The sequence below is a fragment of the Arthrobacter sp. UYEF3 genome, from assembly GCF_040546245.1.
Lineage (GTDB): Bacteria > Actinomycetota > Actinomycetes > Actinomycetales > Micrococcaceae > Arthrobacter.
Window position 1 is genome coordinate 1 of record NZ_JBEPNK010000007.1, and the last position, 15,383, is coordinate 15,383.

Annotated in this window: 13 protein-coding genes; 3 read left to right on the forward strand and 10 right to left on the reverse strand. The window is 67.8% G+C overall.

Going from position 1 to position 15,383, the window contains the following annotated elements:
* Nucleotides 1-105: 105 nt before the first annotated feature.
* The 7 genes from ABIB14_RS06835 to mnmA form a co-directional block, all read right to left on the reverse strand.
* Nucleotides 106-1,137 carry a uroporphyrinogen decarboxylase/cobalamine-independent methonine synthase family protein gene (locus ABIB14_RS06835; RefSeq protein WP_354235133.1) on the reverse strand — a complete coding sequence of 344 codons (1,032 nt, stop codon included), beginning with the start codon at nucleotides 1,135-1,137 and terminating at the stop codon, nucleotides 106-108.
* A gap of 8 nt (nucleotides 1,138-1,145) precedes the next feature.
* Nucleotides 1,146-1,583 carry a chorismate mutase gene (locus ABIB14_RS06840; protein WP_354235134.1) on the reverse strand — a complete coding sequence of 146 codons (438 nt, stop codon included), beginning with the start codon at nucleotides 1,581-1,583 and terminating at the stop codon, nucleotides 1,146-1,148.
* Nucleotides 1,584-1,723: 140 nt separating this feature from the next.
* Nucleotides 1,724-3,439: an ABC transporter ATP-binding protein gene (locus ABIB14_RS06845; RefSeq protein ID WP_354235135.1), complete on the reverse strand. Its 1,716-nt coding sequence runs from the start codon at nucleotides 3,437-3,439 to the stop codon at nucleotides 1,724-1,726.
* A complete protein-coding gene (locus ABIB14_RS06850) occupies nucleotides 3,436-4,455 on the reverse strand; it encodes an ABC transporter permease (protein WP_354235136.1) in 1,020 nt (339 codons plus the stop codon). The genes ABIB14_RS06845 and ABIB14_RS06850 overlap by 4 nt, the downstream gene beginning before the upstream one ends.
* Nucleotide 4,456: 1 nt before the next feature.
* Nucleotides 4,457-5,548, reverse strand: a complete 1,092-nt coding sequence (locus ABIB14_RS06855) for an ABC transporter permease (protein ID WP_354235137.1) — start codon at nucleotides 5,546-5,548, stop codon at nucleotides 4,457-4,459.
* Nucleotides 5,549-5,680: 132 nt separating this feature from the next.
* Nucleotides 5,681-7,315, reverse strand: a complete 1,635-nt coding sequence (locus ABIB14_RS06860; RefSeq protein ID WP_354235138.1) for an ABC transporter substrate-binding protein — start codon at nucleotides 7,313-7,315, stop codon at nucleotides 5,681-5,683.
* Nucleotides 7,316-8,109: 794 nt separating this feature from the next.
* Nucleotides 8,110-9,222 (reverse strand): tRNA 2-thiouridine(34) synthase MnmA, encoded by a 1,113-nt coding sequence (mnmA, locus tag ABIB14_RS06865; protein WP_354235139.1) that lies wholly within the window; start codon nucleotides 9,220-9,222, stop codon nucleotides 8,110-8,112.
* A gap of 219 nt (nucleotides 9,223-9,441) precedes the next feature.
* Here mnmA and ABIB14_RS06870 point away from each other — a divergent pair, with 219 nt between their 5' ends.
* Entirely contained in the window at nucleotides 9,442-10,686 is a 1,245-nt protein-coding gene (locus ABIB14_RS06870; RefSeq protein ID WP_354235140.1) for an NAD(P)/FAD-dependent oxidoreductase, read from the forward strand.
* 26 nt (nucleotides 10,687-10,712) lie between these two features.
* Here ABIB14_RS06870 and ABIB14_RS06875 read toward each other — a convergent pair whose 3' ends face one another.
* Nucleotides 10,713-11,939, reverse strand: a complete 1,227-nt coding sequence (locus ABIB14_RS06875; protein WP_354235141.1) for a cysteine desulfurase family protein — start codon at nucleotides 11,937-11,939, stop codon at nucleotides 10,713-10,715.
* A 110-nt stretch (nucleotides 11,940-12,049) separates the two neighbouring features.
* On the reverse strand, nucleotides 12,050-12,748 hold the full coding sequence (locus ABIB14_RS06880; protein ID WP_354235142.1) for a helix-turn-helix domain-containing protein: 699 nt from the start codon (nucleotides 12,746-12,748) through the stop codon (nucleotides 12,050-12,052).
* A gap of 90 nt (nucleotides 12,749-12,838) precedes the next feature.
* On the opposite strand from ABIB14_RS06880, the gene ABIB14_RS06885 reads away from it, so the two are divergent.
* Nucleotides 12,839-13,249: a hypothetical protein gene (locus tag ABIB14_RS06885; RefSeq protein WP_354235143.1), complete on the forward strand. Its 411-nt coding sequence runs from the start codon at nucleotides 12,839-12,841 to the stop codon at nucleotides 13,247-13,249.
* 26 nt (nucleotides 13,250-13,275) lie between these two features.
* Here the strand turns inward: ABIB14_RS06885 and ABIB14_RS06890 are convergent, their stop codons facing one another.
* Nucleotides 13,276-14,178: a diacylglycerol/lipid kinase family protein gene (locus ABIB14_RS06890; protein ID WP_354235144.1), complete on the reverse strand. Its 903-nt coding sequence runs from the start codon at nucleotides 14,176-14,178 to the stop codon at nucleotides 13,276-13,278.
* A 138-nt stretch (nucleotides 14,179-14,316) separates the two neighbouring features.
* Between ABIB14_RS06890 and ABIB14_RS06895 the strand changes: the two genes are divergently transcribed.
* Nucleotides 14,317-15,288 carry a J domain-containing protein gene (locus ABIB14_RS06895; RefSeq protein WP_354235145.1) on the forward strand — a complete coding sequence of 324 codons (972 nt, stop codon included), beginning with the start codon at nucleotides 14,317-14,319 and terminating at the stop codon, nucleotides 15,286-15,288.
* Nucleotides 15,289-15,383: the final 95 nt, after the last annotated feature.

Genomic DNA, 15,383 nt, shown 5'->3' on the forward strand with positions numbered 1-15,383 from the left:
CACGCCGGCAACGCACCGTCCCCCGCGCCGTCAAACGCAAAATGTCCAACTGGCCACTCAAGAAAACACCAAAAAACACAAAGTAAACGGCATTGCGCTTAGGCCCTATCCGAGCGCGAGCTGGTTCAGCCCGTCAGCCAGCTGGGTCAGCCGGGTCAGCACCGCCGTCGCGGACGACGGCGTGTGGCCCGCAAGGCCGCCGGCCGGGGTGACCCGCACCGAGCCCAGCGATCCGGCCGGAAGCCCGAGCTGGTGCCACGGCCGCCAGAGTGATTCGACCGCCTGCGGCACGCGCGGCAGCGCGGCGGCAGGATCGTCCACGGCCAGCACACCGGCCCAGAGCCGCTTTCCGGCCTCCACGGCACCGGCAAGCTGCTCCCATTGGCGGGAGGTCAGGGCGCGCAGCGGCACCGCGATCCCGTCGGCACCCGCGGCGAGGATCCGGTCAAAGGGCGCCTCGACTTCGGGCACGGAGACCACGATTTCGGCAGCGCCGGCGGCGCGCAGGGCGTCGATCACGACCCGCCAGGATTCGGTGACCTCGGAGCCAGCGACCGCGCGCAGCGTGCGGTAGCCGCTGGAGGTGGGGATGGTGCCGGCCATGACGGCGGCGATGTCCGGTTCGTCGAGTTGCACGACGAGGCTGGCCCCGGGTGCTGCGGTGACGACGCGGCGTAGGTGGGCGTCCACGCCGGCAGCGAGGGAGGCAGCGAGATCCCGCCTCGCGCCGTGGTCAATGAGGGCCCGCTCCCCGTTGTGCAGGTGCAGGCCGGCAGCGAGGCTGAGCGGGCCGAGCAGCTGGATCTTGAGCTCCGTAGCCGGGCTGTCCTCGGCGCCGATAACGTCGGCGAGGACGTTGACGTCGGTGGACAGCGCCGAACGGGCGCGCATCAGGTCCTTGCCGGGGCGGTCAACGAGCCGCCAGCCGTGCGGCTGGACGTCGACGGCGAGGCCCTCCAGCAGCGAGGCGGTGCGGCCCAGCGCGTCCGAACCGACGCCGCGGTCCGGGAGCTCCGCGAGGAACGGTAGGTGCGGGCTGCCCAGCTCCCCGCGGATGATGCGGGCGGCCTCGACCGGGTCCTCCCCGGGCCATGCACCGAGGGCGGTTGCCGTGACCTGGCCGGGGGAATCAGGCACCGGCACGGCTAGATCCCGGCGGAAACGGCGGGGTCCGCGTCCTTCGAAGCCTGGTCCGCGGCGGCCTGGTCGGCGGCGGCCTGGTGGTCCTCTGCGATGGCCTCGTGGTGGCGGATCACCTCGCCGATGATGAAGTTCAGGAATTTTTCAGCGAACGCCGGGTCCAGGTGGGCTTCGGCGGCGAGCCGGCGCAGCCGCGCGATCTGCGCCGTCTCCCGGCCCGGGTCGCCGGCGGGAAGCTGGTGAGCGGCCTTGAGGAAGCCGACCTTTTGGGTGGCCTTGAACCGTTCGGCGAGGAGGAACACCAGGGTGGCGTCGATGTTGTCGATGCTCGAACGGATCGAGAGCAGTTCCGCCATCACCGCGGGATCCACTTGGCCGGCCAGCGAGCTGGCGGCGGGGTCGTAGGCATCGGTGTCAGGGAAATTCTGGTTCTGCTCGGTCATGGACTCAGTCTAGGGGCTGGTGCCGAAATCCCCCGGGTGTTAAGCGGCGGCCGGCGGCTCCGGAAAAGGGGCATGCCCGCCGTTCGTAGCGAACGACGGGCATGCCCCTTTTGTGCGGCGTGTGGTGCGCGGGCCGGCATTCAGGCCCCGAGCACCGCCCGGAATTCCTCCCGGCGCCTGGCCTGCTCGTCCGGATCCGGAACCGGCAGTGACGCGATGAGCTTCTTTGTGTAGTCGTGCTGCGGGCTGCCCATGACCTGGTTGCCGAGTCCCTGCTCCACCATCTTGCCCTTGTAGAGGACCCCGACCCAGTGCGAGAGTATGTCCACCACGGCGAGGTCGTGGCTGATGAAGAGGCAGGCGAAACCGAATTCGGCCTGGATCTCCTTGAACAGCTCCAACACCTTCGCCTGCACCGAAACGTCCAGCGCCGACGTCGGCTCATCGGCAATCAGGAGCTTCGGGTTCAGGATCAGCGCCCGCGCGAGGGATGCGCGCTGGCGCTGGCCGCCGGAGAGCTCGTGCGGGTACCGGTCGGCATACGACGCCGGGAGCTGCACCGACTCAAGGAGCTCGCGGGTCCGCTGGCGTGCCTGCGCCGGTGTCGGCTTGCTATGGATGATCAGCGGCTCGGCGACGCACTCACCGATGGTGAGCTGGGGATTGAACGAGGCCGCCGGGTCCTGGAAGACGAAACCGATCTGCTTGCGCAGCGGCTTGAAGGTGCGCTCCTTGAGGTTGAGCATCTCGTAGCCCAGCACCTTCAGGCTGCCACCCGTGGTCTTGTTCAGGCCCGCGATGGCGCGCCCGATGGTCGTCTTGCCGGAGCCCGACTCGCCGACCAGGCCGAAGACCTCTCCTTCGGACAGCGTGAAATTCACCCCGTCCACGGCCTTGAACGCCGGGCTGCCCAGCCTCCCCGGGTACTCGATGGTCAGGTTCCTTGCCTCCACCAGGACTTTGCCGTCCTGGTGGGCGCGTTGCGTCATTCCGGCCGAGGCGGAGTTGCGGCCCAAATGAGGCACGGCCGCCAGGAGCTTCTTAGTGTAATCCTGCTTCGGTTCTGCGAAGAGCACCCGCGCACTGGCCTCTTCGACGACGTCGCCCTGGTACATCACGACGACGCGGTCGGCGAGGTCGGCGACGACGCCCATGTTGTGCGTGATCAGCACGATCGAGGTGCCGTACTGGTCCCGGAGCTCGCGGAGGAGTTCCAGGATCTCGGCCTGCACGGTGACGTCCAGCGCGGTGGTCGGCTCGTCGGCGACGATGAGTCCCGGGTTCAGCGCCAGCGCGGCGGCGATGACGACGCGCTGCTTTTGGCCGCCGGAGAACTGGTGCGGGTAATAGTTGACTCGGGTTTCCGGGTCCGGGATGCCCACCTTCCGCAAGGCGTCGATGGCGCGGGCCTTGGCTTCCTTGGCGCTGACCCGGCCGGCGCCCCCGCGGCCGGCGTGGGCACGGATGCCCTCGGCGATCTGCCAGCCCACGGTGAAGACCGGGTTCAGCGCGGTCGAGGGCTCCTGGAAGACCATGGCCACGTCGCGGCCCCGGATTTCCCGCAGTTTCGAGGCACTTACGCTGATCACGTTGTTGCCGTTGATCAGCACCGCGCCGGAGCTGATAGCCGTCTCCGGCAGCAGCCCGAGGATGGTCTTGGCGGTGACCGTCTTGCCGGAGCCGGATTCACCCACGATGGCGACGACCTCCCCGGGGTTGACGTCCAGGCTGACATCCTTCACGGCGTAGACGTCCCCGGCATCCGTGGCGAAGGTGACGCTGAGGTGGTCGATGTCCAGCACTGGCCCGGCGCCGCGGCCGTGCTGGTCTGAAACGGAGCCGATATTGGTGGTCATGAACTGCTCACTTCTGCTGACGGGGCCGCCTGCGTGCCGGCGGGATGGGGTCCGCCTTTGCCGGAGATAGCCTTTTTGCGGCCGCGCAGGCGCGGGTCGTTGAGATCGTTGATGCTTTCGCCGACCAGCGTCAGTCCCACCACGGTGAGGACAATTGCCAGGCCGGGGAAGACGCCGGTCCACCAGATTCCGGAGGTGGTGTCCGCCAGCGCCTTGTTCAAGTCGAAGCCCCATTCAGCGGCCGACGTCGGTTCGATGCCGAAGCCGAGGAAGCCCAGGCCTGCGAGGGTGAGGATGGCTTCGGAGGCGTTAAGCGTGAAGATCAGCGGCAGTGTGCGGGTGGCGTTCTTGAAGATGTGGCGGCTCATGATCCGGATGTTGGACGCGCCCACCACCTTGGCCGACTCCACGAACGGTTCGGCCTTCAGCCGGATGGTTTCGGCGCGGATGACGCGGAAATACTGCGGGATGAAGACCACGGTGATGGAAATGGCCGCTGCCAGGATGCCGCCCCAAAGGCTGGAGCGCCCGCCGCTGATCACGATCGCCATGACGATCGCCACCAGCAGGGACGGGAAGGCGTACACGGCGTCGGCGATCACCACGAGGATCCGGTCCAGCCAGCCGCCGATGTAGCCGCTGACCAGGCCCAGGATCACGCCGATGAAGATCGACATGATCACGGCCACCACGATCACCAGCACGGCGGTCTGCGCACCCCAGACCACCCGGGAGAACACGTCGTAGCCGCCCACTGTGGTGCCGAGAAGATGACGGCCGCCGGGGGCCTGCTGCGCCGGGAAGTTGCCCTCGGCGTCGGAAATCTGGGCGAAGCCGAACGGCGCGATCAGCGGCGCGAAGATCGCGGTGAGCAGGAACAGCCCGGTCAGGATCAGCCCGGCGACGAGCATGCCCCGCTGCAGCCCGACGCTTTTGTTGAAGTGGGAGAGGACCGGCAGCCGCCGGAACCAGGGTTCGCGTCGGTTTTCCGCGGCCATGGTTGGTTCGATGCTCATGTCAGTACCTCACGCGGGGGTCGATCAGCGCGGCGACGATGTCCACGATGAAGTTGGTCACGGCCACGATCACGGCGAGCAGCACGACGATGCCCTGCACGGCCACGAAGTCGCGGGCGGTCAGGTAGGTCGCGAGCTGGAAGCCGAGGCCTTTCCATTCAAAGGTGGTTTCCGTCAGCACAGCGCCGCCGAGCATGACAGCGATCTGCAGTCCCATGACGGTGATGATGGGAATGAGCGCGGGCTTGTAGGCGTGCCTGGTGACCAGGCGAAATTCGCTGACGCCGCGCGAGCGCCCGGCCTCAACGTAGTCTTTGCCGAGGGTCCCGATCACGTTGGTGCGGACCAGCCGCAGGAAGATGCCGGCGGTCAACAGGCCAAGGGCAAGTGCCGGCAGCACGGCGTGGGCCGCGACGTCGCCGAGCGCTGCGGGGTTGCCGCTGCGCAGCGCATCGAGCCAATAGATTCCGGTGGGAGCCTGCAGCGCGGTGAGGGCCAACTCCGTGGAGGTTTTTGCCCGCCCCGCAACCGGCAGCCAGCCGAGCCAGACCGAGAAGGTCAGCTTGAGCAGCAGTCCGGCGAAGAACACCGGCGTGGCGTAGCAGAGGATGGCGAAGATCCGAAGGACGGCGTCGGGCGCCTTGTCGCGGCGCTGAGCGGCAACCATGCCCAGCGGGATGCCCACCACCAGGGCCACGAGAAGGGCGTTGATGGACAGCTCAAGGGTGGCCGATCCGTAGGTGGTCAGCATCTCGGAGACCTGGCGGTTGTCCGAGAGCGTTGTGCCGAAGTTGCCCCTGATGAGCTGTCCGAGGTACTCGAAGTACTGCACGAAAATGGGCCGGTCATAGCCGGCCGAGTGGATGCGTTCCGCCAGTTGCTCCGGGGGAAGCCGGCCGCCGAGGGCTGCCGTGATCGGGTCGCCCGTGATCCGCATCAGGAAGAATACGAGTGTGACCAGGATGAAAATGGTCGGGAAGATCAGCAGGAACCTGATCAAAATGTATTGGCCCAGTCCCCCGCCGGACGACTTCTTCTTTGTCGGCAGCAGGCCGTCGGCGTCGGTGGGCGGCGCCTCTATCAATGTTGTCATGGGTACCTAATTTTGTGTTTCCGTCTGCTTCGTGGGCTTCCGGAATCGGTGGTCCGGCTACCGGCAAGAAAGGCGGGACGCCGCGCGGGCGCCCCGCCTTCTTGGCTGGTCAGGACCGGATGGGGATCGGACCTACTTGGAAATTACGCCGAGACGGGTTTTGAAGGAAGCGTCGAGGGTCTTGTCGACACCCTGGACGTCCTTGCCGGCGACCACCAACTGGGCGCCCTGCAACAGCGGCAGCGTGGGAAGGTCCTTTGCGACGGCCGTCTGGGCTTCGCCGAGCACCTTTTCGCGCTCGGTTTTGTCGACGGTGGTGAGCTGCTTCTTGATCAGCTCCGTGACGGCAGCGTTTTCGTAGTGGTTCTTGAGGAAGTTACCCGGGACGAAGAACGGGGTCAGGTAGTTGTCGGCGTCGGAGTAGTCCGGGAACCAGCCGAGCTGGTAGACCGGGTACACGTCCTTGGTGCGGTCCTTGGAGTAGGTGACCCACTCGGTGGACTGCAGGTCGACCTTGAACAGGCCCGACTTCTCCAGCTGTTCCTTGATCATGGCGTATTCGTCGCCGGAGGACTTTCCGTAGTGGTCCGGGTTGTACTGCAGCTTCAGCGTGACCGGGGCGGTGACGCCGGCGTCGCCGAACGCCTTCTTGGCCTTGTCCAGGCTGGGCTTGCCGCTGCCGTCGCCGTACATGTCCTTGAGCGGCTTGATGGCGCCGACAAAGCCGTCGGGGACCACGGAGTACGCGGGCAGGTAGGTGCCCTTGTAGACCTGGCTTGCGATCGCATCGCGGTCAACTATGTCTGCCATCGCCTGGCGGACGGCGAGGGCCTTGGCCGGGTCCGCGTCGGCAGCCTTAGCGCCGAACGGCATGGTGTCGAAGTTGAAGACAATGTAGCGCAGCTCGCCGCCGGGGCCCTTGTGGACCTTGACCTTGGAGTCCTTCTCCAGGTCGGCGGCGTCGGTCGCGGTGAGGCTGCGGCCGGCGACGTCGATGTTGCCCTGCTGGACATCAAGCTTAAGGTTGTTGGAGTCCGCGTAATACTTGATCGTGGCGCTGTCGTTCGCCGGCTTACCGAGCAGGCCCTTGTATTCGGGGTTCGCCTTGAGGCTGACCAGTTCGTTCTTCTTGTAGCTCTCGATCGTGTACTGGCCGGCGAAGGGCTTGCCCTTGACGATCTCGTCGTCGCTCAGCAGCTTGTCGGCGGGGAAAACCTCTTCGTCGACAATCGGGCCGGCGTTCGCTGCGAGGACGCCCGGGAAGACCTGGTCGTTGCCTTCCTTGAGCTTGAAGACCACGGTGGTGTCGTCTTTGACTTCCACCGAGGCGAGGTTGCCGAGCAGGGAGGCCGGTCCATTGTCGTCGTTGATCTTGACGACGCGGTCGATCGAGAACTTCACGTCAGAGGACGTCAGGGCGTGGCCGTTGGCAAACTTGAGGCCGGACTTGAGCTTGACGGTGTAATCCGTCGGGGTGGTGAAGGAAGCTGACTCAGCAATGTCGGGGCTGGAATCCGCCGTTCCGGGCTTCGAGTTCAACAGGAACGGGTAGATCTGGTTCATCACCATGAAGGAGCCTGCGTCGTAAGAGCCGGCCGGGTCGAGGGTGACTACCTTGTCCGTGGTGCCGTAGGTGATGGTGCCGCCGCCCGCGGCGCTGCCGGAGGCCGTCCCGCCGCCGGAAGGGCCGGTGCAGGCCGTCAATGCAAAGGCGGAAACCCCGGCGAGCGCGATGGCGCTCTGCAGGGCCTTTTTGTTCATTGCCATCTGTGAACTTTCTGTTCGATGAGTACCGGTGCGCAGCCGAACCAGTTTTGACTCGGTAGGCAGCACGCCGTCGTGATTCATAGATTCAACCAGAAGATCACTCCGCACAACGTCTTCACTTGTGAGTTGAGACACAAAATTTACACTATCGGGCTGAACTCATCGTATTCTTCAGGATTTCACCCTGATCTCCGGCACCCGGCCGGCACGGGTTCGAGTTCGGTACGGGCACCCCGAGCCTTCGGACTTGGGCGCCCCCGGGGACATGCTCACCGCTGGGGCCCGGGACTGGACATAACCCCAACAGGCCCACGCCTGGCCGCAAACGTGTGCCCTGGACGGCGGCGCCAACGGATGAACACGCCCGCGTTCTCTTGCCCAGCATCCTGACTCGGGACCGGACATGCCCTCCACCCGGGACCAACAGTGGACATAACCCCAACCGGCCCACTCCTGGCCGCAAAGAATGGACATGCGCCCCGGACGGCCGCGCCAACGGATGAACACGCCCGCGTTCTCTTGCCCAGCATCCTGACTCGGGACCGGACATGCCCTCCACCCGGGACCAACAGTGGACATAACCCCAACCGGCCCACTCCTGGCCAAGAAGAATGGACATGTGCCCCGGACAGGGGAGGTTGCGGGGCACATTTTCGGCGGCCGGGCATGCCAGCGGATACGATCCCAGTCTGCCTACCCGGGGCTGGCCGGCCCGCCCGATGGCAGATGGACCGGCGCGGTCAGCAGAGCGCGGTCACTGGGGCGCGGTCACTGAATCGCGGTCAGCAGAGCGGCTAGAGGGCGGCGCGCTGCAGCGACCGCGCGGCGTCGATTGTCGCCTGGCCGAGGACCCGGCTGCCCTGATACAGCACCACGGTCTGGCCGGGAGCAACGCCGCGCAACGGCTCGGTCAGGGTGACGACGAGGTTCCCGCCCTCCATGTGGGCGGTGGCCGGCACCGGGTCCCCATGGGCGCGGACCTGGGCGTAGCAGTCGAATTCCTCGCCAGTGGCGACCTCGGCGATCGGCAGGCCGGCCCAGGACACCTTGATGCCCCGGATTTCGTCGATGGCCAGGAGGGCCTCCGGGCCCACCACCACCTTGTTTTCCTTGGGCCGGATCTCCAGCACAAAGCGCGGCTTGCCGTCGGCGGCCGGCGTGCCCAGCTTCAAGCCGCGGCGCTGTCCCACCGTGAACGCATTGGCGCCCGGGTGCTCGCCCACCTTGGTGCCGGATTCGTCCACGATGTCACCGGTGGTCATCTCGATCTTCTCGGCAAGCCAGCCGGCGGTGTCGCCATCCGGGATGAAGCAAATGTCGTGGCTGTCCGGCTTGTTGGCCACGGACAGCCCGCGCCGCTCGGCCTCGGCCCGGACCTCGGCCTTGGACGGGGTCTCCGCGAGCGGGAACATGGAATGCCGGAGCTGTTCGTGGGTGAGGACGCCCAGCACGTAGCTCTGGTCCTTGGCCCAATCCGCGGCGCGGTGCAACTCGGGGTTGCCCTCGGCGTCGGTGATGACCTTGGCGTAGTGGCCGGTGCAGACCGCGTCGAAGCCCAGCGCAATCGCCTTCTCCAGCAGGGCGGCGAATTTGATCCGCTCGTTGCAGCGCATGCACGGATTGGGCGTGCGGCCGGCGGCGTATTCATCGATGAAGTCCTGGACGACGTCTTCCTTAAACCGCTCGGAGAAATCCCACACGTAATACGGGATGCCGAGCACATCGCAGGCCCGCCAGGCGTCGCGTGAGTCCTCGATGGTGCAACAGCCGCGGCTGCCGGTGCGCAGCGTTCCGGGCATGCGCGAAAGCGCGAGGTGGACCCCGACGACGTCGTGCCCCGCCTCGACGGCGCGGGCTGCGGCGACGGCGGAATCAACGCCGCCGCTCATGGCTGCAAGAACTCGCATGCTGGCTTTCTCTAGGAAGTGGGAGGTGCGCTGGCAGTGGACCCAGGCTGCGGACCCAAACTGTGGACCCACAGAAGCTGGGATAACACAACGCCTGCCGCCTCATTCTATCGCCACGCCGATTCCTCCCCCAAAAGCCCTTGACGTCAGCAGCCCGCGGATTCTAACGTCAGGATGAACGGTTTTAGAATCCGGCACTCACAGGCGGGACGCGCAGCAGTGAATCGTGAAAATATCGTGATCGTGGGCGGCGGGCTGGCCGGTGCCACCGCCGCCAAGACGTTGCGGGCGGAGGGCTTCGACGGACCGGTCACCCTGATCGCGGACGAGGCGCATGCACCGTATCTGCGGCCGCCTCTGTCCAAGGAGTACCTGCTGGGCAAGGACGGGGAAGAGGCGCTGCCGGTGGTCCCGGCCGGCTGGTACGCGGAACACGACGTTGACCTTCGCCTGGGAGTCCCGGCCGCCGGCGTGGACGCGACGGCCCGGACCGTGGACCTCGCGGACGGCGCCCGCCTGGGGTACACCGCACTACTGCTGGCCACCGGCGCCCGCCCGCGGTCGATTCCGCTGCCCGGCAGCGACCTGGACGGCGTCATGACGTTCCGGACCCTCGACGACAGCCGGCTGCTTCGGGAGTCCTTGGCCAGCGGCGGGCGGAACGTGGTGATGGTGGGCTCCGGCTGGATCGGGATGGAACTAGCAGCCGCCGCGTCCGCCTACGGCAACACCGTCACCCTGCTGGGCCTGGAGCAGGTGCCCCTAGCGGCGGCGATTGGCCCCGAACTGGGCACGTTCTTCCGCTCCCTGCATGAGTCCCGCGGCGTAGGGTTCCGGCTCCCGGCGTCGGCGGCTGAGATTACCGGCGACGCCGGCCGGGTGAGCGGGGTCCGTACCGACACCGGCGAGGTCCTGGCCGCTGATCTGGTGGTCATCGCCGTGGGCGTCGTGCCCGAAACCACTCTCGCCGCGGCAATCGGCCTTGAGCTGAGGAACGGAATCCTCACGGACGCCTCCCTGCGGACCTCGGCTCCCGGCATCTTTGCCGCCGGCGACGTCGCCAACGCCCTGCATCCTTTCACCGGCGCCCACCACCGCAGTGAGCACTGGTCAAACGCGCTCAACGGCGGGAAGGTTGCGGCCCGGTCGATGCTGGGCGAGGAAGCCTTGCTGGATACCGTTCCTTACTTCTACACCGACCAGTACGACGTCAGCATGGAGTACTCCGGGTTCCCGACGCTCGTCGACGGGTCGCCCGTGCTCCGCGGCTCCCTTGAGGCCAAACAATTCCTCGCCTTCTGGCAACGTGAGGGCTGTGTGGTCGCCGGCATGAGCGTCAACTGGCCCCGGGCGGACAAGCCGCAGAAGGCCATCAAGGCTCTAATCGCCGCCCGCGCCGCGGTCAGCCCGGACTCACTTGCGGATCCGGATGTCGCGTTGGAGCAACTTCTGCCGGAGGCTTAGATACCGGCGGCCTGATGGTCGGAGGCTTAGTTACCGGCCGCTTGGCGGGCGACGGTTCCCGCGGTCTGGATACTTGAGACGTGCCCGGCCATGCCGGCCTGCCGGGCGCGGGCGAAGGCCGCTGGCAGGGCGGCCAGCAAAGCATCGACGTCGGAGTCGCTGGACGCGTGGCCCAGGGTAAAGCGCTGGGCACCGCGGGCGGTGTCCTCGTCCAGACCCATGGCGAGGAGCACGTGGGAGGGCCGCGGCACGCCGGCGGTACAGGCGGATCCGGTGGAGGATTCCACTCCGGCGAGGTCCAGGAGGAACAGCAGGGAGTCGCCCTCGCAGCCCGCGAAGGTGAAGTGCGCGTTACCCGGCAGCCGGGCCGCCCGGGGAGATCCCCGGAGCACGGCCTCCGGAACGGCGGCGCGGACGCCGTCGATCAGCCGGTCCCGTAGTGCGGAGATCCGCGCGGACTCCCCGGCCAGGTTGCCGGCGGCGGACTCCGCCGCAGCGGCGAAGGCCGCGATCGACGCGGTGTCCAGGGTACCGGAGCGTACATCGCGCTCCTGTCCCCCGCCATGCTGGACCGGGGTCAGCGTTACGGCGCGGCCCAGGAGCAGGGCGCCGACGCCGACCGGGCCGCCGATCTTGTGCCCGGAGATGGACATGGCAGCCAGACCGGACCCGCGGAAATCCACCGGGACGGAGGCGAACGCCTGCACGGCATCGGAGTGCACCGGCACGCCGGCGGCGTGCGCCAGCCGCACAATCTCCGCGACCGGCTGAATGCTGCCCACCTCGTTGTTGGCCCACATAACGGTGACCAGGGCAATGGAGGCCGGGTCGTCGGCCAGTTCGGCCTCCAGCGCGGCCAGGTCCAAGACACCTTCGGCGTCGACGGGCAGCCAGCGGACGTCGGCGCCCTCGTGCCGTCCGAGCCATTCGACGGTGTCCAGCACCGCGTGGTGTTCAACGGTGGAACACAGGACGCGGATCCGCCGCGGATCCGCAGCGCGGCGGGCCCAGTAGAGGCCCTTGACGGCGAGGTTGTCGGCCTCGGTGCCGCCGGAGGTGAAAATGACTTCGGAGGGGTGGGCCCCGGCGGCGGCGGCCAGCGTCTCGCGGGCGTCCTCGACGGCGCGTCGGGCGCGGCGGCCGGAACCGTGTAGCGATGACGGGTTGCCGGTGCGGGCCAGCTCGCGCGTCAGCGCGGCCAGCGCCTCGGCGGCGAGCGGCGTGGTGGCGGCGTGGTCAAGGTAGACGGACACCGGACAATTCTACCGCGGCCGTGCGGACCGGCCCCCGGAGGGAAGGCGCGGAATGGCGCAGGCGCCGGCGCCGATGACCACCCCGGCTGACGCCCAGGGGCAGGCCTGACTCAGAGCGGCCTGATCCGGGCGCAGCACTGGGCGGCGGTGGCGGCATCCTCGGCCCTGAGTTCCTCGATGTCCAGGGCTTCGACCCGGCCCGGGTCCACGCCGCAGCCCGCCGCGGCCCCGGCCAGGAACGCGCCGTTCATGGCACAGACCACGTCCGCGTGGCCCCGGGCCACCCGGTGGAAGGGGCAGTTGAGCAGCACCAGGCCCCCGGCGCCGTCCTCCGCCGGCCGGTAGCCTTCGGCGGAAAGCAGGCCTGCGAAGTCCTTCGCGGGTGCTGTCTCGGCCGCCGCGTGGCCGCGGGTCTGCGCGACGCGCAGCAGGGCGTCCCGGGCGGAGCCGCCGTCGGCCGCGGATTGTTCAACGGCCATCACCAGCAGTTCGGCGGCCAAGTCATAGTTGCGCTCGGGAATCGACGCCGAGACCTCCTGGACAGCGGCGCGGTAGACTTTCGCCGGCCGGCCTGAACCAGGACCCTCCCTGCCGCCGAGCTTACGGAACTCCACCGCCAGCAGGCCGTCATGGACCAGGCGATCCAGGTGGAACGACGCCGTGCTCCGCGCCAGCCCGAGCGCCGCCGCGGCATCGTCGCGGCCCACCGCTTGCTTCGCGCCGGAGACAAAACCGAACAGCCGCCGGCGGTTCTCGTCGCCCAGGGAAGCGACGGCGGCCACCCTGCGGCTCCATGGAAAGCGGGTCATGGAATCAGCTTAACTCTAAAAACAAGATCCATTGCTTAACCTCCGCTCCCATTCTAAAATCAAGTTATACAATTTTAGAAGGAGAAGAAGATGAAATCTTCAACAGCACTGGCAGCCCCCGCCCTCACGGTCGCAGCCGGTCCCCGGCAGGCGTTCCTGCTGCTGCGCACGGTCTTCACGGTGGCGCCGATCATTTTCGGCCTGGACAAGTTCACCAACCTGCTGACCCACTGGACGATGTACCTCGCGCCGGCGGCCACCTCGGTGATCCCGGTGTCGGCCCAGAGCTTCATGTACATCGTCGGAATCGTGGAAATCGTTGCCGGCCTCGCGGTGGCGTTCCGGCCGCGCTTCGGGTCCCTGCTCGTCGCCGTGTGGCTGCTCGGCATCATCGTCAACCTGCTGGTCCTGGGCAGCTACTTCGACGTGGCACTGCGCGACGTCGGCCTGCTGGTCGGGGCGCTGGCCTTGAACCGGCTCTCCCCCGTGAGGGCCCGGTAGCATCCGCTGCCGCCGTCAGAACCCGCCTACGCCAGGACCCGGATCGCTCCGGGGACCACGTCGATGGCCACCGGCAGCGGCCCGATCCGCTCGCCGTCCGCATAGGCGACGACGCCGTCCGCCTCCAACTCAACCTTCCGGACCCGGCGGATCTCGGCTGCCGGGTGGCCCACGTGCCGGCCGGAGAACACCTTCGGGAACACCGCGAGGAAACGCAGACGGGACAGCGGCCGGACGATGAAAAGGTCCAGGTAGCCGTCGTCGAGCATGGCCTCGGGCGCAACTTTCATGCCGCCGCCGATGGATTGCCCGTTGGCCACCGAAATCAGCATGGCACCTTGTCGCCAGCGTTGGCCGTCCGCCGTCACGGTGTACTCGATGGCGCTGAAGGTGACCAGTTCGCGCAGCATCGCCAGGTTGTACCTCGCCATCCCGCGAGGATGGCGCCACGCGTTGGCGCGTTCATTGACGGCAGCGTCAAACCCTGCCGAAACCACGCCGGCGAACCAGTGAGTCCGGCAACCCGAGCGCACCCGGCCGGCGTCGATCACCCGGCCGCCGGACAGTTGGGCCGCGAGAATCCGGGCGGCAGCCGCCGGGATGTCGTGCCGCGGCAGGCCGAGCGCGCGGGCCACGTCATTACCCGTGCCGCTCGGAATGATGCCCAGGGGCGTCTCGCCGAACCCGCGGCCGGACCCGGCGAGCGCGTTGACGCCAAGGTGCACCATGCCGTCGCCACCCACCACGACGAGGGCGTCCACTCCGTCGGCGAGTGCCTTGTCCACGGACCGGGACAGCGACTCGTAGCTATCCTCACACAGCAGCCGGACGTCCGCCCCGGCCGCGCGGAAGCACTCGGCCGCTTCCCGGCCGGCATCCCGCCCGCGCCCAAAGGAAGCGTGGGGGTTGACGGCCAGTGCAATCTTCATCCGCTGAATTATGCCAGCCGCGGGGAACCATCCGCGGTCGTGCGCACGTTATTCCCCCAAGGGGTTGAACCGGCCGGTTAAACTGGCGACGCCGGGGGTCCCGGCCGCACCGGCACCATAGACGCAAAGGAATCTTGCTTGACGCAGGCCAACAGTTCGCACTACCAGGTCCTGAGGATCCCCGTGACGGCTACGGACAGGGACATCAAAGTGGCCTACCGCAAGGCCGCCCGCACGGCCCACCCCGATCACGGGGGTGATGCCGCAACCTTCCGCCGCGTAACCCTCGCCTACGAGACCCTCATCGATGCCAAACGCCGCGCCGACTACGACCGCTCGTACGGCAGCGGCACCGCCTTCTCCAGCGGCACTGGCCCCGCCGCGGAAGGGGCGCACTTCGACGCGCCCCCCGCCGGCAGCCGGGCGTCCGCCCATGTCCGCCGTCCCCACATGCCGCGGAACACCGCCGCGGACGCCCCGGTCTACGTGCCGCCCTTCGAGGAGGTCGACGCGAGCGGCGAGGTACCGTTGATCCCGGCACCGGTGGCCCGGCAGCAGGTCCACGGCATGCCTCGACGGCGTGGAATTTTCGGGGCGGAGGCCCGCATCCAGCGCGAGATGCGGACGGTGCAGCTGATCACACGGCAGATCCTTCCGGCCATTCCGGCTGCCCGCCTGGTCAACGGACTGCAGTCCCCGGCGGACAACAGCCACATCGACCACGTGCTGCTTTCCGGCTACCGGCTGGCGATCATCGGATCCATGCTCCTGCCGCCGGGCGCCTACGCCTGGAACGGCAGCACCCTGAACCACGGCGGACGCTCCGTCGCACCGCCGCAGCTGGCCCACGTGGTGCGCCGCATGCAGGACATCTTCCCGGAGCTGAACGTCACCGGCTGGACGGTGGTCCACAGCACCGACGGCAACCTGCACGAACCGGTGATCGACCGGCACGGACGATCGAGGGACCGCAGCGACAGCCACGAAACCGTGCAGCTGGTCAACGCCGCCGGGCTGGCACGCGGCCTCAAACAGTTCCTTAGCTCGGGCCCGGCCCCGAACACGGTCAACGTTCCGGTGCTCGCCCGCCTCCTGCGCGGCATGCATTAGGGACTGCGCCGTCGGCCCGGCTGGACTTCGCCGGCCGGACGGCACCGGCGGGACTGCGCCGGCGGGCATGCATTGGCGGGCATGCGTGGGCGGCC

What these genes read in the sequence shown, in the direction of transcription:
- ABIB14_RS06840 (WP_354235134.1), bottom strand. Translation starts at nt 1,583, where the DNA reads ATGACCGAGCAGAACCAGAATTTCCCTGACACCGATGCCTACGACCCC.
- ABIB14_RS06845 (WP_354235135.1), bottom strand. Translation starts at nt 3,439, where the DNA reads ATGACCACCAATATCGGCTCCGTTTCAGACCAGCACGGCCGCGGCGCC.
- ABIB14_RS06850 (WP_354235136.1), bottom strand. Translation starts at nt 4,455, where the DNA reads ATGAGCATCGAACCAACCATGGCCGCGGAAAACCGACGCGAACCCTGG.
- ABIB14_RS06855 (WP_354235137.1), bottom strand. Translation starts at nt 5,548, where the DNA reads ATGACAACATTGATAGAGGCGCCGCCCACCGACGCCGACGGCCTGCTG.
- ABIB14_RS06860 (WP_354235138.1), bottom strand. Translation starts at nt 7,315, where the DNA reads ATGGCAATGAACAAAAAGGCCCTGCAGAGCGCCATCGCGCTCGCCGGG.
- mnmA (WP_354235139.1), bottom strand. Translation starts at nt 9,222, where the DNA reads ATGCGAGTTCTTGCAGCCATGAGCGGCGGCGTTGATTCCGCCGTCGCC.
- ABIB14_RS06880 (WP_354235142.1), bottom strand. Translation starts at nt 12,748, where the DNA reads ATGACCCGCTTTCCATGGAGCCGCAGGGTGGCCGCCGTCGCTTCCCTG.
- ABIB14_RS06885 (WP_354235143.1), top strand. Translation starts at nt 12,839, where the DNA reads ATGAAATCTTCAACAGCACTGGCAGCCCCCGCCCTCACGGTCGCAGCC.
- ABIB14_RS06890 (WP_354235144.1), bottom strand. Translation starts at nt 14,178, where the DNA reads ATGAAGATTGCACTGGCCGTCAACCCCCACGCTTCCTTTGGGCGCGGG.